This window comes from Rhodoplanes sp. SY1, assembly GCF_046000175.1.
In the GTDB taxonomy this organism is placed as follows: domain Bacteria; phylum Pseudomonadota; class Alphaproteobacteria; order Rhizobiales; family Xanthobacteraceae; genus Rhodoplanes.
Genome location: NZ_JBEOMB010000039.1, coordinates 1 through 20675, shown reverse-complemented (window position 1 = coordinate 20675; position 20675 = coordinate 1). Strand labels below are relative to the sequence as shown.

The window sequence follows — 20675 nt, the reverse complement described above, 5'->3', positions numbered from 1 at the left end:
CTACGCATCTCGGGCAGTCAATTGCGCTTTGCGTAGAGTCACCCGAACGCCTTGCGCGGGTCGAAAGCGTCGCGCACCGCCTCGCCGATGAAGATCAGGAGCGACAGCATCACGGCCACGGTGAAGAAGGCGGTGAGGCCGAGCCAGGGCGCCTGGACGTTGGCCTTGCCCTGCCCGAGCATCTCGCCGAGCGAGGGCGAGCCGGGCGGCAGGCCGAAGCCGAGGAAGTCGAGCGCCGTGAGCGTCATCACCGAGGACGACAGGATGAAGGGCAGGAAGGTGAGCGTCGCCACCATGGCGTTGGGCAGCAGGTGGCGGAACATGATCAGCGTGTTCGACACGCCGAGCGCGCGCGCCGCCTGCACGTATTCGAAATTGCGTCCGCGCAAAAACTCGGCCCGCACCAGGCCGACCAGCGACACCCAGGAGAACAGCAGAAGAATCCCGAGCAGTACGAAGAAGCCCGGCACCAGCACCGACGAGATGATCAGCAGCAGATAGAGCGACGGCACCGAGGTCCAGATCTCGATGAAGCGCTGGAACAGGAGATCCGTCCAGCCGCCGAAATAGCCCTGCACGGCGCCGGCCGCGATGCCGATCGCAGAGGACACGAGGGTGAGGCACAGGCCGAACAGCACCGAGAGGCGGAAGCCGTAGATCAGCCGCGCGGCGACGTCGCGGCCCTGGTCGTCGGTGCCGAGCCAGTTGTATTCGAGGTCGCGGCAGCCGGACAGGCCCTTGCGCTCGACCACGGCCTTGCACTGCGCCTCGGTCAGCATCCAGGTCGGCGGCGAAGGCGCGGGTGTCGGCAGGTCGAGATTGTGGGTGTTGTAGGAGTAGCGGATCGGCGGCCACCAGATGCTGCCGCCCTTCTCGGCGATCTGCTTCTGCAGGAACGGATCGCGGTAGTCGGCGGTCGTCTCGAAGTCCCCGCCGAAGGTCGTCTCCGGATAGGCGACGAGGGCGGGAAAGTACCAGTGCCCGTCGTAGGAGACGAGGAACGGCTTGTCGTTGGCGATCAGCTCGGCGCCGAGCGAGGCGACGAACAGCACCAGGAAGACCCACAGCGAGACGAAGCCGCGCCGGTTCGCCTTGAAGTTCTGCCAGCGCCGCCGGGTGATCGGCGACACCGGGAGCGGCCGGCCTTCGGGCGGCACCGCGAGGCCGGTCGGGGCGATCGCGGAGGTCTCGGGCTCGCGCCCTTGCGCGGCGGCGCGCTCGGCCGGGCGGGGGGCGGTGCGGCTCGACGTGGTCGGGGCGTCCATGTCACACCTCCCGGGTCTCGAAGTCGATGCGCGGATCGACCCAGGTGTAGGTGAGATCGGAGATCAGGTTCACGATCAGGCCGACCAGCGAGAAGATGTAGAGGGTGGCGAACACCACCGGATAGTCGCGGTTGAGCACGCTCTCGAAGCCGAGGAGCCCGAGCCCGTCGAGCGAGAAGATCGTCTCGATAAGCAGCGACCCGGAGAAGAAGGCATGCACGAAGGCGCCCGGGAAGCCGGCGATGATCAGCAGCATGGCGTTGCGGAACACGTGCCCGTAGAGCACCTGCCGCTCCGTGCAGCCCTTCGCGCGCGCCGTGAGGACGTACTGCTTCCGGATCTCGTCCAGGAACGAGTTCTTGGTCAGCAGCGTCATGGTGGCGAAGGCGCCGATGCCCATCGAGAGGATCGGCAGCACGAGGTGCCAGAAGTAGTCGAGGATCTTCTGCCACCACGCGAGGCGGTCCCAGTTGTCCGAGGTCAGGCCACGCAGCGGGAACCAGTCGAAGAACGAGCCGCCGGCGAACAGGATGATCAGCAGGATGGCGAACAGGAAGCCGGGGATCGCGTAGCCGATGATGATGATGCCGGACGTCCACACGTCGAACTGCGAGCCGTCGCGCACCGCCTTGCGGATGCCGAGCGGGATCGAGATCAGATAGGTGAGCAGCAGCATCCAGATGCCGAGCGACATCGAGACGGGCAGCTTCTCCTTGATCAGGTCGATCACCTTGACGTCGCGGAAGTAGCTCTTGCCGAAGTCGAACGTGATGTAGTTCTTCAGCATGATGAGGAACCGCTCCCAGGCCGGCTTGTCGAAGCCGAACTGGCGCTCGAGGTTCTTGATGAACTCGGGGTCGAGCCCCTGGGCGCCGCGGTATTTCGACGAGGTCGCGTCCATGGCGGCGCCGCCCTGCGGCTGGCCGCGGGCGCCGAAGTCGCCGCCCGCCGAGCCCGAGATGCGCGACGTCGCGCCGGTGTCGGAGCCGGAGATCTGGGCGATCACGCGCTCGACCGGGCCGCCGGGCGCGAACTGCACGACGACGAAGGACACCAGCATGATGCCGAGCAGGGTCGGGATCATGAACAGGAGGCGGCGGACGATATAGGCGGTCATGATGTCAAGCTGCGTCGTGCTCTGGTGGCCACGTCCTTCGAGACGCGCCCTCCGGGCGCTCCTCAGGACGAAGGCAGGCGCTGAACTCGAACCTCGTCCTGAGGAGCCCGCGAAGCGGGCGTCTCGAAGGACGTGGCCTCGGCGGACCGGCAGTCATCCCTTCCCCTCGGTCTTCGCCGCCTTGGCGGCGTCGTGCCACCATGTTTCCGGCGCGCCGCGGGCGTAGCGCGGCTTCGTCGGCGGGCGCTCGAACACGTCCCAGAAAGCGAGCCAGTGGGACGCCTTGTACCACTGCGGCACCCAGTAGCGCCCGGCCCTGACGACACGGTCGAGCGCCCGTGCCGCGATCACGAGGTCGGCGCGCGTGTTCGCGGCGATGATCGCCTCGATGAGCTGGTCGATCACCGGATCGGCGATGCCGGCGAGGTTCTGGGATCCCTTGATGGCGGCGGACTGCGACGAGAAGTAGGAGCGCAGCGCGTCGCCCGGCGTGGTCGAGAACGAGAAGCGCTGGATCGTCACGTCGAAATCGAAGGCGTCGACGCGGGCGCGGAACTGCACGGGATCGACCATGCGCAGCGTCGCGTCGATGCCGAGCAGGCCGAGATTCTTGATGTAGAGCATGTGATGCGGCTGGAACGCCGGCTCGTCGAGCAGGAACTCGATCGTCACCGGTGCGCCGTTCGGGTCGACGCGCTTGCCGTTCTTCACCGGATAGCCGGCGTCGGCGAGAAGCTGAGAGGCGCGGCGCAGGAGTGCGCGGTCCTGCCCCGAGCCGTCCGACACGGGCGGCACGAAGGGCTCGGCGAACACCTCGTCCGCCACCTTGCCGCGGAACTTCTCCAGCAGCGCGAGCTCGGCGCCCTCCGGCTTGCCGGTCGCCATCATGTCGGAGTTCTGGAACACCGAATGGGTGCGCTGGTAGGAGCCGTACATCAGCGATGTGTTGGTCCACTCGAAGTCGAAGGCGACGATCAGGGCCTCGCGCAGCTTCGGGTTCTTGAACTTGTCGCGGCGGACGTTGAGGAACCAGCCCTGCGCGCCCGACGGCGTGTCGTCGGGCAGCACGACCTGTCTCACGCGGCCGTCGCGCAGCGCCGGGAAGTCGTAGCGGGTCGCCCAGATGCGCGACGTGAACTCCTCGCGGAACAGGTAGCTCTTGCCGGTGAAGCCCTCGAAAGCGACGTCGCGGTCGCGATAGAACTCGTAGCGCAGCGTGTCGAAATTGTGCTGGCCGACGGCCACGGGCAGCGCCGCGCCCCACCAGGCCGGCACCCGCTCGTAGGCGATGTAGCGGCCGGGCTCGAAGCGGCCCACCTTGTACGGCCCCGCGCCGAGCGGCACGTCGAGCGTCGTCTCGTCGAACGCCCGGTCGGCATAATAGGTGCGCGAGAAGATCGGAAGTGACGCGACGAAGAGCGGCACGTCGCGGGCGCGGCCCGGTGCGAACCGCACCGTCACGAGATCGTCGGCCTCGGCCTCGGCCGTGATCATGTCGCGCAGGAGCTGGCCGATGATCGGGTGGCCCTTGGCCTTGAGGGTCGTCAGCGACCAGGCGACGTCAGCGGCCGTGATCCGCGTGCCGTCATGAAAGCGCGCCTCGGGCCTCAGCACGAACGTGTAGGCGAGGCCGTCGGGTGCGACCCGCACGGCCCGCGCCACGAGGCCGTACAGGGCGTCGGGCTCGTCGCTCGCCCGCGTCATCAGGCTCGCCATGGTCCATTCCATGCCGAGCGCGGCGTCCCCACGAAGAATCCAGCTGTTCAGCGAGTTGAAGGTGAGGAAGTTCTGGTTGAACTGGCGGGTCGAACCGATCAGCGAGAAGGTGCCGCCCTTCGGGGCGTTCGGGTTCACGTAGTCGAAGTGGCGGAAGTCGGCCGGGTATTTCAGATCGCCGAAGGCCGAGAGCCCGTGCGTCTCGAGCGCCTCGACGGCGGCGCTCGCAGCGCGCGGCGCGAGACCGCTCGCGACGGCGAGCGTTGCGGCGGATGTTATCAGGACGTCGCGGCGGGTGGGCCCCCTCCCGCGCGCGGGGAGAGGTGCAGGGAGAAGCCCGTCGCGGCGCGCGGGGCCGCTCACGAACGGCCGCCGGTTTTGGCGGCCTTGGCCGCGTCCCACCACCAGATCGTCGGGAAGGCCGCGGCGCCGTAGGTCGGCATCGTCGCGGGCCGGCCGAAGCGGTCCCAGCGCGCCGTGCGCTGCTTGCCGTAGGTCCATTGCGGCACGACGTAGAAGTTCCACAAGAGCACGCGGTCGAGCGCCTTGGTGGCGGCCTCGAGCTCGGCCCGGTCCTTGGCGAAGATCACCTTCTCGATCAGCGCGTCGACGGCCGGGTTCTTGATGCCGACCGAGTTCTGCGAGCCCGGCTGGTCGGCGGCCGGCGTGCTCCAGAAGCCGCGCTGCTCGTTGCCGGGCGACAGCGACTGGCCCCAGGAGTCGACGATGATGTCGTAGTCGAAGCTGCGCATCCGGTTCTCGTACTGGGCCGGGTCGATGGTGCGCACCGAGACGGTGACGCCGACGCGCTCCAGCGACGGCTGATAGCGCAGCACCAGCCGCTCGAAGGTCTGCGAGGAGAGCAGGAACTCGACCGTCATCGGCTGGCCGGTCTTCACGTCGACCAGCTTGCGGTCGCGCACCTCGTAACCGCCGAGCTTGAACAGCCGCAGCGCCTCGCGCAGATTGGCGCGCACCGCGTCCGGCGAGCCCGCGGTGGGGTTGGTGTAGGGCGTGGTGAACACCTCGGGCGGCACCTTGTCGCGCACCGTCTCCAGGATGGCGAGCTCCTGGCCTTGCGGCAGGCCGGACGACATCAGGTCGGGCATGCCTTCGAAGTAGCTCCCGATCCGCTTGTACTGGCCGAAGAACATCGCCTGGTTCATGTCCTCGAAGTCGAACGCGTAGTTGAACGCGCGGCGGACGTTCGGGTCCTTGAACTTGTCGCGGCGGATGTTGAACGCGAAGGCCTGCATGCCGCCCGAGCTGCGGATCGGGAACTCCTCGCGGATCACCCGGCCGTCCTTCACGGCCGGGAAGTCGTAGGCGGTCGCCCAGTCCTTGGCCGAGTTCTCGGTGCGCCAGTCGACGGCGTCGCCCTTGAAGGCCTCTAGCGCCACCGTGGTGTCGCGGAAATACTCGTAGCGGAGCTCGTCGAAATTGTCGCGGCCGATGCTGACCGGCAGGTCCTTGGCCCAGTGGTCCTTCACCCGCTCCAGCACGATCGTCCGGCCGGGCGAGAACTCCTTGATCCGGTAGGCGCCGCTGCCGAGCGGCACCTCCAGGGTCGTCTGGGTGATGTCGCGCTTGCGGCCCTGGCTGTCGGTGCCCTCCCACCAGTGCTTCGGCAGCACCCGGAGCTGGCCGACGATCTGCGGCAGCTCGCGGTTGCCGGGCTGGTCGAACGTGAAGGTCACGTCGCGCGCGCCGGTCTTCTCGGCCTTGGTCACGTGGCGATAGTAGGCGCCGAACTGCGGGTGGTTCTTGGTGAACGCCTGGAGCGAGAAGATCACGTCGTCGGGCGTCACCGGCGTGCCGTCGTGCCAGCGCGCGTTCGCGCGCAGCCGGTACGTCACCGAGGCGTAGTCGGCCGGATAGGACACGGCCTCGGCGAGCAGCCCGTACTCGGTCGAAACCTCGTCGAGAGCCGGCGACATCAGGGTCTCGTAGACGAAGAACACCGGGCCGGCCAGCGTGCCCTTCACGCCGGAGACGACGACGTTGAAGTTGTCGAAGGTGCCGATGGCGATCTGGCGCACCGTGCCGCCCTTCGGGGCGTTCGGGTTCACGTAGTCGAAGTGCTGGAAGCCGGCCGGGTACTTGAGGTCGCCGAACAGCGACAGCCCGTGCCGCCAGACGGGCTCGGCCGACCCGTCCGCCGCCGTCTGCGCGAGCGCGGCCGGAGCCAGCCCGGCGAGCGGAGCGAGGACAGGGGTCGCCGCGGCGATCGCGGTCGAGCGGAGCAGGTCACGACGAGACAGAGGCCGGGACAGGGGCAAGGACATCTCCCAAGCACGCCGCCCGAGACGTCCTCGGGCGGGCAGACCGACGGTTCTAACCGAATATGTCGGTTTTGGGATGTGCGTCCGCCAGCCGCGGACGGCCGAAACGGGTTAAATGTTGGCAATCTCGGCGGATTGGACGGAGCGCGGCAGCGTCGATCGCTCGCTGTCATTCCGGGGCGGCGCACAGCGCCGAACCCGGAATCCAGCCCAGAATGCCGAGTTCGCCGCTGGATTCAGGGTTCGCGGCTTCGCCGCGCCCCGGAATGACAACTTCCGCAAAGGCCCGTCCAGGTTAACGGTCCAGCGAGCGCGAGCGCCTCACTGCTTGGGCGGCGCGGCCTCGGCCGGGGCGTTGGGCTGGGCGCCCTGGTTGCCGGGCTGCGGCTGGGCCGCCGTCGGCGGCGCCGGCTCCGGCGAGGCGGCGCCCGTGGTCGTCGGCAGCGGCTGCGGGTTGTCGGACTTCGAGTTGAGGAAGGCCAGGAGGTCGGCCCGCTCGCTCGCCTTCGACACGCCGGCGAACGCCATCGCGGTGCCCGGAATCGCCGTCTTGGGGTTCTGGATGAAGGCGTTCAGCTCCTCGATCGTCCACGGGCCGGTCTTCGCCGCCATGGCGGCCGAGTACTTGAAGCCGGGATGCGAGGCGTGCGGCCGGCCGACCACGCCCCACAGATTGGGGCCGACCTTGTTGGCGCCACCCTTGTCGAAGGTGTGGCAGGACTCGCATTTGCGCGCCGCAGACGCGCCACGGTCGATGCTCGCCGACGCGAGCAGCGTGGTGATCGGCGGCTCGGCCGGGGCCTCCGTGGCGGCCTTCGGCGCCGCGGTCTCTCCCGCCACCGCGATGGCGTAACCCGGCTGCTCGGGCTTCTCCGGCGAAAAGATGATCCCGGCCGTGACGTTGAGGGCGACGACGCAGGCGGCGCTGAACAGGAACGCGCCGGCGATCTTGTTGAGTTCGAAGGAATCCATCGCGCACGGGCTCCGGGGGAAAGAGCGTCTACGGCGGGGGTGCCGCACGAGGTTCGAGCCAGACATAGCGGGTTTGCGGCGCGCCTTGCAACACGTATAAGCGCCGCCGAAGGCCGCAGTTCGCGGCTGCGGAACGGCGCCCCGTCGTTCCCGATCCGGCGCCCGTCATGTCCTTGTCCGATACCGTCGTTCTGATCCCGGCCCGGCTCGCCGCGACGAGGCTCCCGAACAAGCCGCTCGCCGACATCGGTGGCGTGCCGATGATCGTCCAGGTGATGCGCCGGTCCGTCGAGGCCGATGTCGGGCCGGTGGTCGTCGCCACTGATTCGGAGGCGATCCACGCCGCCGTCGCGGCCGCCGGCGGGCGTGCGGTGCTGACCCGGGCGGATCATCCGTCGGGCTCCGACCGCATCTTCGAGGCGCTGCAGACGATCGACCCCGAGGGCCGGTTCGAGACGGTCGTCAACGTGCAGGGCGATCTGCCGACGCTCGCGCCCGGCGATGTCGCCACGGCGGTCGTGCCACTCGAAGACCCCTCGGTCGACATCGCGACGCTCGCCGCCGAGATCGTGCGCGACGAGGAGCGCACCAATCCGAACGTCGTCAAGGTGGTCGGCAGCCCGGTCGCTGACCGGCGGTTGCGGGCCCTCTACTTCACCCGGGCGACGGCGCCGTGGGGTGACGGGCCGCTCTATCACCACATCGGGCTCTACGCCTATCGGCGCGCCGCGCTCGCCCGGTTCGTGGCGCTGCCGCCGTCGCCGCTGGAGACGCGCGAGCGGCTGGAGCAGCTGCGCGCCCTGGAGGCTGGCCTGCGCATCGACGTCGCCGTGGTCGCCTCGGTGCCGCTCGGGGTCGACACGCCGGCCGACCTCGACGCCGCCCGCGCGATCCTGGCCGGGCGCGCGCGACACACCCACTGACCGACCGGCCGACACGGCCGTTGACTCGCCCGCCCGCCGGGGCTTTACCCGAGGCCATCATGGACCAGAAGAAGATCGTCTTTCAGGGCGAGCCGGGCGCCAACTCGGACATCGCCTGCCGCGAGGCCTATCCCGACCACACGCCGGTGCCGTGCCCGACCTTCGAGGACGCCTTCACGGCGGTCTCGTCCGGCAAGGCGACGCTCGGCATGATCCCGATCGAGAACTCGGTCGCCGGTCGGGTCGCCGACATCCATCACCTGATGCCGACCTCGCGGCTGCGCATCGTCGCCGAGTGGTTCCTGCCGATCCGCAACCAGCTGATGGCGCCCAAAGGGGCGACCCTCGAAGGTCTGAAGACGGTCGAGAGCCACATCATGGCGCTCGGCCAGTGCCGCCGCTTCCTGCGCAAGCTCGGCGCCACCACCAAGGTCCAGGCCGACACGGCGGGCGCCGCCCGCATCGTCGCCGAGGCCGGCGACAAGACCCGCGCCGCCATCGCGTCGCGCCTCGCCGCCGAGATCTACGGGCTCGACATCCTGGCCGAGAACGTCGAGGACGAGTCGCATTCGACGACGCGCTTCATCGTGCTGTCGAAGGAGCCGGCCGTCGCCGAGCCGAACAACGGGCCGGTGATCACCACCTTCGTGTTCCAGGTGCGCAACATCCCGGCCGCGCTCTACAAGGCGCTCGGCGGCTTCGCCACCAACGGCATCAACATGACCAAGCTCGAGAGCTACATGCTCGAGGGCAATTTCGCCGCGACCCAGTTCTACGCCGACGTCGAGGGCCATCCGGAGGAGCGCGGTCTCAAGCTCGCGCTGGAGGAGCTCGCCTTCTTCTCGCAGCCGAAGACGCTGAAGATCCTCGGCGTCTATCCGGCGCACCCGATCCGCGCTACCTTCGCCAAGCGGTCGCAGCAGGAGCTCGCGACCACCTGAGCGGGGGGCGGGGATGGCTACGGCCGGCGGGAGCGTGCGGAGAGTTCTCCTTCTCAAGGTGACGTTGCCCTCGGCCGATCCGGCCTATGTGCGCTCAGTCGTGCAGGCGACCGCGCCGTTCTACGGGCTGCTCGGCGGCACCTCGATGCGCCTCCTGCGCAACGTCGACGACCCCGCCCAGTTCATCCAGGAGATCGTCTACGACACCCCCGAGGCGCTGGAGATGAGCCGCCAGCGCATCGCGAGCGACCTGCGCATCCAGAGCTTCCTCCAGGCCTGGCGCCAGGTTCTCGGTGGCGCCGTCCAGCTCGAGGTCTGGGAGGACCTCACCGAGGAGGGATGAGCGTTTCTCGAAACGCGAGCCGCGGATGCTGCGTGCCCGGACGCTGCGTGCCCCGGACAAGGCGCGTCAGGCCGCAGGCCTGATGCGCCGCAGAGCCGGGGCCCAGGGGCCGCACGACGGACGACACGAATGGCGTCACGGTAAGCGCCGCGCTTGATCGTCCCTGGGTCCCGGTTCGCGGCGCGATGCGCCGCGCCCGGGACACGAGGCCGAGAGCCGGCGCGCCGCCGCCGTCACCCCGCCGCCAGCACCTCGGCGATTCGCTCCGGGCCGGCGAACAGCAGGCCCGAGTCGAGCCGCTGCGGCCCTTCGGGCGTCTGCCGCACCAGGGTCGGCACACCCTGCGCGCCCACCGCCTGCATCAGCGCGCGGGCGCGAAGAATTCGGTCCGCGTTGAAGGCCTTCAGCGCGTCGGTCGGCGCCGCGACGAGGGCGCTGGCGGCGGCGAAGCCGTGGTCGGCCAGGATGGCGGCCAGCACGGCCGGCGCCGTGATGTCGCGGCCGTCGACATAGCGGGCCGCCTGCAGAGTCGACAGGGCGCCCAGCTCGCGGCGCGGCTCGGTCGACGCCACGGCGGCGAGCGCCAGCGTCGCCGGGCCGGAATCGAAGCGCCGCATGCGGTCGCCCAGCACGGTGTCGCGATAGGCGTCGGTGAACGGCTGGCCGGTGAGCGTCTCGATGCGCTTGTCGTTGGACCAGGCGTAGTCGGCGAAGGCGTCGGTCATCGGCCGGCTGGCGCCGTCGGCGAACAGGCCGGTCGGCAGCAGCGTGATGGCGATGTCCGGCATCGCCGCGAGCCGGTGCAGGGCCGGGGCGGCGCCGTAGCACCAGCCGCACAGCGGGTCGAACAGATAGGTGAACGCACGCGGGGGTCTCGTCACGGGGGCTCCTTCGGGGCGGTGCACGCACCGCCTTGATCGTTCTCGTGTCCGAAAGGGCGTTTCCGGGGGCCGTCTTGCGAGGGCCGTCTTTGTGCAGGGCAGTGTTCTTGGGCACGGTCGGCGGCGCTTCGGCCGCTCCGGACGCGGGCGCGTCCGGCAAAAAGCGAAGCCCGGCGCGAGGAACGCCCTCGGCCGGGCTTCGTGTCGTCGCGCCGCGCGGGCGGCGTGTCGGGTCAGGCGGCCTTCTTCTTCGGCTGGAGAAGGTTGCGCTTGAGCATGCATTCGGCGATCTGCACGGCGTTGAGGGCGGCGCCCTTGCGCAGATTGTCGGAGACGCACCACAGCACGAGGCCGTTCTCCACCGTCGCGTCCTCGCGGATGCGGCTGATGTAGGTGGCGTCCTCGCCGGCCGCCTCGTAGGGCGTCACGTAGCCGCCGGGCTCGCGCTTGTCGATCACCAGGCAGCCCGGCGCGGTCGACAGGATCTGCCGCGCCTCGTCGGGCGTGATCGGCTGCTCGAACTCGATGTTCACGGCCTCGGAGTGGGCGACGAAGACCGGCACGCGCACGCAGGTGGCGGTGAGCTTGATCTTCGGGTCGAGAATCTTCTTGGTCTCGGCCATCATCTTCCACTCTTCCTTCGTGTACCCGTCCTCCATGAACACGTCGATCTGGGGGATCAGGTTGAAGGCGATGCGCTTGGGGAACTTCTTCACCTGCATCTCGTCGAGCGTGAAGACCGATTTGGTCTGCGCGAACAGCTCGTCCATCGCCTCCTTGCCGGCGCCCGATACCGATTGATAGGTCGAGACGACGACGCGCTTGATGGTCGCGCGGTCGTGCAGCGGCTTGAGCGCGACGACGAGCTGCGCGGTCGAGCAGTTCGGGTTGGCGATGATGTTCTTCTTGCGGAAGCCCTCGACCGCGTCGGCGTTCACCTCCGGCACGATCAGCGGCACGTCCGCGTCGTAGCGCCAGGCCGACGAGTTGTCGATCACGACGCAGCCCTGGGCGCCGATCTTGGGCGACCACTCCTTCGACACCGAGCCGCCGGCCGACATCAGGCAGATGTCGACGTCGGAGAAGTCGTAATGCTCCAGGGCTTTCACTTTGAGGGTCGTGTCGCCGTAGGAGACCTCGACGCCCTGGCTGCGCCGGGACGCGATTGCGACCACCTCGTCGGCGGGGAACTGCCGCTCGGCGAGGATCTCCAGCATGGCGCGGCCCACATTGCCCGTGGCGCCGACCACCGCGACCTTGTAACCCATGGCTCGTCTCCGAATCTCGGCCCGTTCGAGGGCCGAAGCGACCGGGTTCTAGGCGAGACTGCGCGGCTGTTCAACACATGGGGCCGGGGCGCTGCCATGCCGGCCTCGGATCCGGCCCCCGCGGCCGGCCCGCCAGGGCCGAAATCACCCGCATTTTTCGAGGCCTCGCCCCGAACTGCAGCAGGGCCGCCACAGGTCGGCGGGAAACGCCGCGGAACCAGCCCGTTAACGCGGTCGTTGCCTTGTCGTGCTACGGGAATCGACGGTAAGACTGACGTTCGCGTTCGACAACGCTCGAGAGGTTCCGATGCGCCCGATGACCTTCGTCGCCTGCGCGGCCGCTGCCGGGCTCGTGGCCGTGCTGTTCTCCGCGCCGGCGGCCGAGGCTCAGACCCGCCGTCAGGCGCGCTCCTACGACATCGTCGCCGACTACAACGGCCGGCCGGCATCGCGGGTCACGGTGCGCAAGCGTTCGTTCCTGGATCCGGGCCGCGAGCCGCTGCCCAACAGCCAGCATTACAGGGACTATGCGTTGTCGCCGTCCTACTCGGTGTTCCCGCACTGGATGGACAACAACGCCTTCCCGGGCTCGTGGTCGCGCGCGCCGCTGCCGGGCCAGTTCGATATCCCTGGCTACTCGCGGTACTGAGGCCGGTTTTTTCCTCTCTCCTCGCGGGAGAGGGTGGCTCGCCGCGGAGCGGCGAGACGGGTGAGGGGGCTCTCCCCTCGCCCTGAAGTCGGTATTCACCGCCAACTCGCAAAAACCTACTCCGAGCGCGCGGCTCGCCCCCCTCACCCGCCCTCGCGTTCCGCGAGGGCACCCTCTCCCGCGAGGGGAGAGGGAAGGGGAGGGGCGCCGCCTCACTTCCCGGCGATGCGGGCCACCTCGGCGATCACCGCCTCGCCCATTTCGCGCGTGCCGACGACCTTGCAGCCCTCCGACGCGATGTCGGCGGTGCGCAGGCCCTTGTCGAGCGTCGCGGCGATCGCCTGCTCGACCATGTCGGCCTCCTTGCCCAGCCCGAACGAGTAGCGCAGCGCCATCGCGAACGACGCCAGCATGGCGATCGGGTTGGCGATGCCCTTGCCCTGGATGTCGGGGGCGGAGCCGTGGACGGGCTCGTACATCGACTTGCGGGTGCCGGTGGCCGGGTCGACGTCGCCGAGCGAGGCGGACGGCAGCATGCCGAGCGAGCCGGTCAGCATCGCGGCGACGTCGGACAGCATGTCGCCGAACAGGTTGTCGGTGACGATGACGTCGAACTGCTTGGGCCAGCGCACCAGCTGCATGCCGCCGGCGTCGGCCAGCACGTGCTCGAGCTCGACGTCCTTGAACTCGCGGGCGTGGAGCGCGGTCATCACCTCGTTCCACAGCACGCCCGACTTCATGACGTTGCGCTTCTCCATCGAGGCGACCTTGTTGCGGCGCTTACGCGCCAGCTCGAAGGCGACACGGCCGATGCGCTCGATCTCGAAGGTGTCGTAGACCTGGGTGTCGATGGCGCGCTTCTGGCCGTTGCCGAGGTCGACGATGGTCTTCGGCTCGCCGAAATAGACGCCGCCGGTGAGCTCGCGCACGATCATGATGTCGAGCCCGTCGACCACCTCGCGCTTGAGCGAGGAGGCGTCGGCGAGCGCCGGGTAGCAGATCGCCGGGCGCAGATTGGCGTAGAGGCCGAGATCCTTGCGCAGCCGCAGCAGGCCGGCCTCGGGCCGCGCCTCGTAAGGCACGCTCGCCCACTTGGGCCCGCCGACCGCGCCGAAGATCACGGCGTCGGCCGCCATCGCCAGCGCCATGGTGGCGTCCGTGATCGCCACGCCGGCGTCGTCGTAGGCGGCGCCGCCGACCAGCCCCTCCTCGGTCTCGAAGGTGCCGAGCCCGTTCTGGTTCATCCACGCGATCAGCCGCTTCACCTCGGCCATCACCTCGATGCCGATGCCGTCGCCGGGAAGCAGGAGAAGCTTGTAGGTCGCCATGATTCGCCTTGTGGGGGGTCTGATGTGCGGGACGGCCCGCCTGTGGCGGCCGTTGCTGGTGTGACGCGGGCCGCGCGTGGCGGCCGTCATGTGTGACGGCGGAGTGCTAATTCGCTGTTCGCCGAATGGCAAGGCGGCCGTGCCGCTCGCCGCCGCTCGTCCCCGCGAAGGCGGGGACCCAGGGGCTAAACGGTCTGCCGCCCCTGGATTGCCGCTTTCGCGGGAATGAGCGGAGTGTTTGGCATCGGCCCAGGGCTGCGGAGCAGACGCTAGATCGTCGGCGCCGGCAGGCCGGCGGCCGCGCAGGCGGCCCGCACCGTGTTGACCAGCAGGAACGCCACCGTCATCAGCCCGACGCCGCCCGGCACCGGCGTGACGGCGCCGGCGACCTGCAACGCCTCGTCGAAGGCGACGTCGCCGACGAGGCGGCCCTTGCCGTCCTGGGTCGGCACCCGGTTGATGCCGACGTCGATCACGGTGGCGCCCGGCTTGATCCAGTCGCCCCGGATGAAGCCCGGCTTGCCGACGGCGGCGACCAGGAGGTCGGCGCGGCGGCACACCGAAGGCAGATCGCGGGTCTGCGAATGGGCGATCGTCACGGTCGCGTTCTCGCGCAACAACAATTGGGCGACGGGCTTGCCGACCAGGTTCGAGCGGCCGACCACCACGGCCTCCAGCCCGGCCAGCGACGCGTGCACGGTCTTGGCCATGTAGAGGCAGCCGAGCGGCGTGCACGGCACCAGGCCGGGCAGGCCGCTCGCCAGGAGGCCGGCGCTGAGCGGATGCAGGCCGTCGACGTCCTTCATCGGGTCGATGGCGAGGATCACGGCATGCGGGTCGATCTGCTTCGGCACCGGGAGCTGGACCAGGATGCCGTGCACGGTGGGATCGGCGTTGAGCTTCGCGACGACCGCGAGCACCTCGTCCTGGGTGGCGGTCGCCGGCAGCCGGTGCTCGAACGAGCGCATGCCGGCCGCGACCGTCTGCTTGCCCTTGCTGCGCACGTAGGCGGCGCTCGCCGGGTCGTCGCCGACCAGCACCACGGCGAGGCCGGGGATGAGCCCGTGCGCGGCCGAGAGGCGCGCCACCTCGGCGGCGACGCCGGCACGGACCGCCTCTGCGGCGGTCTTTCCATCGATGAGGCGAGCGGTCATGAGGAGACTCCGGACAGGCGGGCGAGCGCGGCCGCGAGGGTCGCGGCGTCGCCCGTGAGCTTGATGCGCTTGATGCGGGCGGTGTCGCCGGCGACCAGCGCGACGGCGCGGGTCGGTACCTTCAGCGACTTGGCGAACAGGCCGGTGAGGGCGGCGTTGGCCTCGCCCTCGGTCGGGGCGGCGCGCACCCGGGCCTTCAGCACGGCACGGCCGTCGGCGAGCCGCTCGATCCCGTCGAAGCCGTCGCGCTCGCCGCGCGGGGTCAGCCGCACCGTCACGACCAGGCCGTCGGGTGCCGCGATCCAGGGATGCTCCGCCGAATCGGCCGCAGCCGTCACATCAAGGCCTTGGCGAGATTCGGCAGGATCACCGACTGGATGAAGAAGATCACCAGGATCACGATGACGGGCGAGATGTCGATGCCGCCGAGGTCCGGCATCACGCGCCGGATCGGGCGGAGCACCGGCTCGGTGATTCGGTACAGGAACTCGCCGATGACCGAGACGGCCTGGTTGCGCGTGTTGACCACGTTGAAGGCGATCAGCCAGCTCAGCACCGCCGATGCGATCAGGATGTAGACATAGAGCGTCAGCAGCGTGCTGATGAAACCAAGGAATTCAATCATCTCGCGGGTCTCGTCGGGTGATCGCAATGCGCGTGCGGCGCGCGGACGCGTCGTCCCGGGCCGAGCGACGTGTACCGTTCCGGTCCGACACCGGCAAGGGCCAAGGATGGCGCTGTTTCGCCGCTGGTAAACGGCTCGCCCGAAGGCGCCGTCGCCGCGCTGATTCGGGCGGCGCGACCGAGCCGGGGCGACGCCGCGGGGACGATCGGTGCCGAACCGGCGAGGCATCCGGGCCACGCCGGGCGGACAATTGTCACGATCGCCCGACAATCCTTGACACCGTCCGGACCGGACCCGTAAATGGCGCCACCTGATGGCTCGCCGCCCTTGCGGCCGCGAGCGGCGGGGCCGTAGCTCAGTTGGGAGAGCGCCGCAATCGCACTGCGGAGGTCAGGGGTTCAAATCCCCTCGGCTCCACCATCCCATCCGGTCCGATCCGACGCGCGATCTCGATCCGGCCCATTCGGCGCGGAACGTGCATGGCGTGTATCCGGACGGCCATTGTTCGTCGGTGATCGTGTTCGTCCGTGATGATGCGTCGCTGCGCCGCCGACCCATCGGCCGGCCGCCGCCGCATCCGACCTCCGATCCCTCAACCATTTGGACTGTTGGAAGGAATACCACACATGGCGACTCGCGCCGGGGGCAAGACCCTCACGAAGCTCGTGGCTCCCGAGGCGGCCGTGGCCGCCGCCGAGCCGCGGACGCAGCGCCGCCAGCCCGAGACCGGTCGCTACCTGCTCCAGGTCGACCGTCAGACCAAGCGGTCGTTCCCGACCGTCGAGGCGGCCGAGCAGGCCGGCCGCGTGATCAAGAAGAACTATCCGGTGCTGCAGGTGTCGATCTACGACCCGGTCGACTGCGTCGCCACGCTGATTCAGGCCGAGTGAGCCGCTTCGCCGAACGAACCGTTCGGCGACAACGAGGCGCGGCGCCCCTCGGGGCGCATGCGGGACCGCGCGGAGCGCCGAGCTCCGCGCCGGTGACCGCGTCGGTGCAGCCCGAGACGAGGCGTGGTCCTGGTTCGCGCAGCCGCGGGGCGGGCGCGTCGGCTGCCTCGATGGATGTCCCGCATCGTGGGCGAGATGCGCCCTCGATTCGGTTCGGATGCAGGGCTCCATTTACCAGTTCCCGGTAAGGCTCTCGGAACGCCGTCCGCGAGGGTCCCCACCGTGCGCCGCATTCCGTTCGCCAAGCTCCTCATGATCGTCAGCATCGTGCCGGTTCTGGTGCTGACGCTGTTCGCAGGTCGCCTCACCTACGAGCAGTGGCTGAAATATGCCGCGCTCTCCGAGGCGGACCGCATGCTGCAGCTCGCCGTGTCGGTGACGCGCTACGTCGCCTTCGCGTTCCCGGCGGAGGGGCAGGCCGAGCGCGAATGGCTGCTCGGAAAGAGCGACAAGGCGGCGCTCGACGCGCAACGCCGGTCCACCGACCAGGCCTACAAGGCGCTGCAGGACACGGTCGCCCAGGTGGCCCCGCAGGACGACGTCATCCGCGGCCAGCTCGCGGCGATCGATCGGCGCCTCGGCGCGCAACCGTCGCATCGGGCCCGCATGGACGCGAAATCGGCCGCGATCTCCGACATCCCGGCCTTCCGCGCCCCGCTCGCCGGCATCGGCATCGAGCTGATCGGCCGCACCGCCGTGGTGACCGCCGAGGACGGGCTGTCGCGCCGCATCCTCGGCCTGTTCGCGCTGCTCAAGTACAACAGCGCGAGCCTGGTGTCGCGCAACAACGGCGAGCGCGCGCTGCGCGAGGGCGGTCTGCCCGGGCCGGCCTTCCTCATGTTGACCGAGGCGGTGGCGCATCAGGGCAGCTACGGTCGCCTTCTGGAGGACTACGCGCTGCCCGACGTCGTCGCGCAGTATCGCGAGTTCCAGCGCGCCCACGGCAGCCGTTACGCCGAGCTGCAGTCACTGGCGCTGAAGAACGCCGGTCAGAAAGGCTCGGACGCCGACATCCAGGCCTGGGGCACGGTCAACCAGGTGCTGCTTCCGACGATGACCAAGCTGATCTCGGCGAGCCTCGACGGCAGCGTCGCCGAGGCGGACCGCCGGCTGTCGAACGCATGGTGGAACATCGTCCTCTATTTCGTCCTCACCGTCGGCGCCATCCTGGCGGTCGTGGTGATGAGCCGCGTCGTCCTGCGCACCATCCGGGATCTGATCGGTGGGCTGGCGAGCGCGATGGGGGAGATGCGCGAGGGCCGCTACGACGTCACGGTGCCGAACGTCGATCGGACCGACGAGTTCGGCACCATGGCGCGCTCGATCGAGGTGTTCCGGGTCGCCGCGATCGAGCGGAAGGCCACCGACGACCGCGCCCGCGCCGACCAGGCTGCCCGCCAGGCCCATGTCGACGGCCTGATCGCGGGCTTCCGCTCGCAGGTGCGCGACGTGCTCGCCGCGGTCGGATCGAGCGTGAAGCGGCTGGAGGGCACGGCGGCGTCGCTCGACACCGTGGCGGCCTCCGCGTCCCGCCAGGCCGGCGATGCCGCCCAGGCTTCCGATCAGGCGGCCGCCAACGTCTCGAGCGTCGCCTCGGCGGCCGACGAGCTCGGCTCCTCGGTGGCCGAGATCGGTCGTCAGGTCCACCAGGCGAACAAGGTGGTCGGCGAGGCGACGGCGCTCGCCGCCCGCTCCAACGACCAGGTCGCCACGCTCGCCCAGGCGGCGCATCGCATCGGCGACGTGGTCGGCCTGATCAAGGCGATCGCCGAGCAGACCAACCTCCTGGCCCTCAACGCCACCATCGAGGCGGCGCGCGCCGGCGAGTCCGGCAAGGGCTTCGCCGTGGTCGCCGCCGAGGTGAAGACGCTGGCGAGCCAGACCGGCAAGGCGACCGAGGACATCGCCGCGCAGGTCGCCGGCATCCAGGCCTCGACCGGCGAGGCCGTGGAGGCGATCGGCCGCATCACCGCGACCATGGACGAGATCGCCCGCTTCACCGGCGCGATCGCCGCCACCATCGAGGAGCAGGGCGCCGCCACCAACGAGATCTCGCGCAACGTCACCCAGGCGGCGAGCGGCGCCACCAGCCTCGCCGGCAACATCGCCACCGTCACGGGCGCGATCGGCGAGGCGAGCCGCTCCGCCGGCGAGGTCCTGGGCGCGACCGGCGCGCTCGCCGGCGCCGCCCAGAACCTGCAGGCCTCGGTCGACGACTTCCTCGCCAAGGTGGCGTGAGGCCGACCGGCCGCCAGTCCCTTACAGCCGCCCGAGCAGCATCCACCACAGCACGTCGAGCGGCCACAAGAGCAGGATGGTCAGCGCCGCCAGGATCAGGCAGGCGCGGACCGCCTCGCGCACCGGCAGCGCGCCGATCTGCACCGCGACGGCGAGCGGCGGCGCCTGGTAGGGCAGGAAGATGGTCGAAAAGCCGAGCACCTGGCTCATCGTCACGGTGGCGACCGGCAGGCCGGTCGCGGCGGCGAGCACGGGTGCGATCGGGGTGAGGATCGCCGGCACGCCGACCGCCGTGACCAGCGGCCCGAGCGACGCCGCCACCGCGGCGAGCCCGACATAGCTCGCGATCGCGCTGCCGGCGAGCGGCGCCACCACCACGGTCAGCACCTCGCCGAGCGTCGCGCCGAGCCCGGTATGGCCGACCACGGCGCCGAGCCCGACCACGCCGGCGACGTAGATGATCGGCTCGAACGCGACGCTCTTCATCGGGTTCGGCGGCAGCAGCCCGGTGCCCGGCCACAGGCACACCAGGGCGGCCGCCATGCCGACCCAGGTGGCCGAGATGCCGTGCAGGCTGTCGGTGAGCCACAGGCCGATGGTGGCGACCAGCAGGGCGGTGAGGCGCTTCTCGCCCGTCGTCAGCGGCGGCGGCGGGTCGGCCTCCGGGGCCGGCACCGGCCCGACGTCGCGGAACATGACGACGAGCACGCCGATCAGCAGCATCAGCTTGGCGAGCCCGACCACCGGAAAATGCAGCAGCAGATATTCCGAGAAGGTCGGGACGCCGAGCCCGGTGGTCTCCAGGAGGCCGGCCAGCACGTTGTTCGGCACGTTGGCGGGCAGGATGCCCATCGCCGGAAAGAACGTGCCGTAGAGCCCGGCCAGCATCACGCCGGCGCGGCCGCGCGAGCCTTTCGGCAGGCCGGCGCGCTGGGCGAAGGCGGCGAGCAGCGGCGCCAGCAGGAAGATGCGGCCCATGCCGGACGGCATCAGGAAGGCGAGCGCGGTGCCGAACACGGCGACCCGCGTGATCACGGCCGGGAAGGAGCCGTTGGCGACCGCGGCGAGCTTGGCGCCGAGCCGGTCGGCGAGGCCGGTGTGGCCGAGCGAGGCGCCGATCACCGATCCCGAGAAGACCAGCCAGGCGGCCGGCCCGGTGAAGCCCGACAGCACCACCGGGGCGGGGGCGACCAGGCCGACGACGCAGACGACGAAGAACACGAAGGCGGCGAAATACTCCGGCACCACCCGGGTCGCCCACATCAGCACGGTCGCCAGCACGGCGAAGAAGGCGAGCCAGATGCTGTGGCCACCGGTGGCGTGCTGAACGGCCGCGGCGATCGTCAGCGCGATCACGGCGGCCGCGATGACGCGGGGCGTCCACGTCGCGGTCATCGGCGCACCGCGTCGCACAGGGTGGATGCGATCGGGGCGTCGCCGGGCAGGCGGGGCGGCTGAGCGGACCAGGCAGGCACGGGGGAGAACTCCGGACGGGCCGGAACCCATGCATGTCGCAGGCCAGGGAGGCAAGCGGGAGGCGATCGGCGCCTCCGACGCCGCGGACGGACCCGGCGTGCCGGGTCCGGGCTTTCCGGGACGGGCAGGCTCAGGCGGCCCGGACCGTGTCGAGGAACTTCGTCACCTCGCTGCGGAGCTGATTGCTCTCGATCGCGAGCTGGCCGGCGGCGTTGAGGACCTCGCCGGAGGCCGCGCCGGTCTCCTCGGCGCCGCGGCTCACCTCGACGATGTTCTGGGCGACCCGGCTGGTTCCCGAGGCGGCCTGCTGGACGTTGCGCGAAATCTCCGCCGTTGCCGCACCCTGCTCCTCGACGGCGGCCGCGATGGCGGAGGCGACCTCGGCGATCTGGCCGATGGTGCCGGAGATCTCCTTGATGGCGGCGACCGAATCCTGCGTCGCCGCCTGCATGGCGGAGATCTGCGACGAGATCTCGCCGGTGGCCTTGGCGGTCTGCCCGGCCAGCGCCTTCACCTCGTTGGCGACGACCGCGAAGCCCTTGCCGGC

The 20675-nt window shown here is 70.0% G+C and carries 17 protein-coding genes, 1 tRNA gene and 2 pseudogenes; 7 read left to right on the top strand and 13 right to left on the bottom strand.

What is annotated here, in order from left to right; translation table 11 throughout:
- Window positions 1-38 precede the first annotated feature (38 nt).
- The 5 genes and pseudogenes from ABTU92_RS11490 to ABTU92_RS11470 all read right to left on the bottom strand — a co-directional run.
- Window positions 39-1265, bottom strand: a complete 1227-nt coding sequence (locus tag ABTU92_RS11490) for an ABC transporter permease (RefSeq protein ID WP_408090665.1) — start codon at window positions 1263-1265, stop codon at window positions 39-41.
- A gap of 1 nt (window position 1266) precedes the next feature.
- Window positions 1267-2382, bottom strand: coding sequence for a microcin C ABC transporter permease YejB (locus ABTU92_RS11485; protein ID WP_408090663.1), 1116 nt, complete (start codon window positions 2380-2382; stop codon window positions 1267-1269).
- Window positions 2383-2535: 153 nt separating this feature from the next.
- Window positions 2536-4380, bottom strand: a complete 1845-nt coding sequence (locus tag ABTU92_RS11480; protein WP_408090721.1) for an extracellular solute-binding protein — start codon at window positions 4378-4380, stop codon at window positions 2536-2538.
- A gap of 77 nt (window positions 4381-4457) precedes the next feature.
- The gene (locus tag ABTU92_RS11475; protein WP_408090661.1) at window positions 4458-6377 is read right to left on the bottom strand and encodes an extracellular solute-binding protein; all 1920 of its coding nucleotides are present in this window, start codon (window positions 6375-6377) and stop codon (window positions 4458-4460) included.
- A 438-nt stretch (window positions 6378-6815) separates the two neighbouring features.
- Window positions 6816-7352 (bottom strand): annotated as a pseudogene (locus tag ABTU92_RS11470) (c-type cytochrome); the annotation flags it as partial.
- Between the two features lie 167 nt (window positions 7353-7519).
- On the opposite strand from ABTU92_RS11470, the gene ABTU92_RS11465 reads away from it, so the two are divergent.
- Genes ABTU92_RS11465 through ABTU92_RS11455 form a run of 3 tightly spaced genes read left to right on the top strand, consistent with a single transcriptional unit; the run spans window position 7520 to window position 9559 of the window.
- On the top strand, window positions 7520-8275 hold the full coding sequence (locus tag ABTU92_RS11465; RefSeq protein ID WP_408090659.1) for a 3-deoxy-manno-octulosonate cytidylyltransferase: 756 nt from the start codon (window positions 7520-7522) through the stop codon (window positions 8273-8275).
- Window positions 8276-8334: 59 nt separating this feature from the next.
- Window positions 8335-9216, top strand: a complete 882-nt coding sequence (locus ABTU92_RS11460) for a prephenate dehydratase (protein ID WP_408090657.1) — start codon at window positions 8335-8337, stop codon at window positions 9214-9216.
- 34 nt (window positions 9217-9250) lie between these two features.
- The gene (locus tag ABTU92_RS11455; RefSeq protein WP_408090655.1) at window positions 9251-9559 is read left to right on the top strand and encodes a hypothetical protein; all 309 of its coding nucleotides are present in this window, start codon (window positions 9251-9253) and stop codon (window positions 9557-9559) included.
- A gap of 233 nt (window positions 9560-9792) precedes the next feature.
- Here the strand turns inward: ABTU92_RS11455 and ABTU92_RS11450 are convergent, their stop codons facing one another.
- Together ABTU92_RS11450 and ABTU92_RS11445 are read right to left on the bottom strand one after the other, a co-directional pair.
- Window positions 9793-10440, bottom strand: coding sequence for a DsbA family protein (locus ABTU92_RS11450; protein ID WP_408090653.1), 648 nt, complete (start codon window positions 10438-10440; stop codon window positions 9793-9795).
- Between the two features lie 233 nt (window positions 10441-10673).
- Window positions 10674-11708 carry an aspartate-semialdehyde dehydrogenase gene (locus ABTU92_RS11445; protein ID WP_408090651.1) on the bottom strand — a complete coding sequence of 345 codons (1035 nt, stop codon included), beginning with the start codon at window positions 11706-11708 and terminating at the stop codon, window positions 10674-10676.
- 307 nt (window positions 11709-12015) lie between these two features.
- On the opposite strand from ABTU92_RS11445, the gene ABTU92_RS11440 reads away from it, so the two are divergent.
- Window positions 12016-12357 (top strand): hypothetical protein, encoded by a 342-nt coding sequence (locus tag ABTU92_RS11440; protein WP_408090649.1) that lies wholly within the window; start codon window positions 12016-12018, stop codon window positions 12355-12357.
- A gap of 212 nt (window positions 12358-12569) precedes the next feature.
- Here ABTU92_RS11440 and leuB read toward each other — a convergent pair whose 3' ends face one another.
- The 4 genes from leuB to ABTU92_RS11420 form a co-directional block, all read right to left on the bottom strand.
- Complete coding sequence (gene leuB / locus ABTU92_RS11435; RefSeq protein ID WP_408090647.1) at window positions 12570-13685, bottom strand: 3-isopropylmalate dehydrogenase; 1116 nt, start codon at window positions 13683-13685, stop codon at window positions 12570-12572.
- A 269-nt stretch (window positions 13686-13954) separates the two neighbouring features.
- Window positions 13955-14839, bottom strand: a complete 885-nt coding sequence (gene folD / locus ABTU92_RS11430) for a bifunctional methylenetetrahydrofolate dehydrogenase/methenyltetrahydrofolate cyclohydrolase FolD (RefSeq protein ID WP_408090645.1) — start codon at window positions 14837-14839, stop codon at window positions 13955-13957.
- On the bottom strand, window positions 14836-15177 hold the full coding sequence (locus tag ABTU92_RS11425; protein WP_408090643.1) for a DUF167 family protein: 342 nt from the start codon (window positions 15175-15177) through the stop codon (window positions 14836-14838). The genes folD and ABTU92_RS11425 overlap by 4 nt, the downstream gene beginning before the upstream one ends.
- Window positions 15174-15464 (bottom strand): YggT family protein, encoded by a 291-nt coding sequence (locus tag ABTU92_RS11420; protein WP_408090641.1) that lies wholly within the window; start codon window positions 15462-15464, stop codon window positions 15174-15176. The genes ABTU92_RS11425 and ABTU92_RS11420 overlap by 4 nt, the downstream gene beginning before the upstream one ends.
- A 344-nt stretch (window positions 15465-15808) precedes the next feature.
- Here ABTU92_RS11420 and ABTU92_RS11415 point away from each other — a divergent pair.
- The 3 genes and pseudogenes from ABTU92_RS11415 to ABTU92_RS11405 all read left to right on the top strand — a co-directional run.
- Window positions 15809-15884: transfer RNA gene (locus ABTU92_RS11415), tRNA-Ala, on the top strand.
- Between the two features lie 206 nt (window positions 15885-16090).
- Window positions 16091-16354: a hypothetical protein gene (locus ABTU92_RS11410; RefSeq protein ID WP_111360227.1), complete on the top strand. Its 264-nt coding sequence runs from the start codon at window positions 16091-16093 to the stop codon at window positions 16352-16354.
- Window positions 16355-16870: 516 nt separating this feature from the next.
- Window positions 16871-18652, top strand: a pseudogene (locus tag ABTU92_RS11405) (methyl-accepting chemotaxis protein); the annotation flags it as partial.
- 21 nt (window positions 18653-18673) lie between these two features.
- Here the strand turns inward: ABTU92_RS11405 and ABTU92_RS11400 are convergent.
- Together ABTU92_RS11400 and ABTU92_RS11395 are read right to left on the bottom strand one after the other, a co-directional pair.
- Window positions 18674-20047, bottom strand: a complete 1374-nt coding sequence (locus ABTU92_RS11400; protein WP_408090639.1) for an SLC13 family permease — start codon at window positions 20045-20047, stop codon at window positions 18674-18676.
- Window positions 20048-20258: 211 nt separating this feature from the next.
- Window positions 20259-20675: methyl-accepting chemotaxis protein (locus tag ABTU92_RS11395; RefSeq protein WP_408090637.1), on the bottom strand; the 417-nt coding region annotated here is incomplete at its 5' end.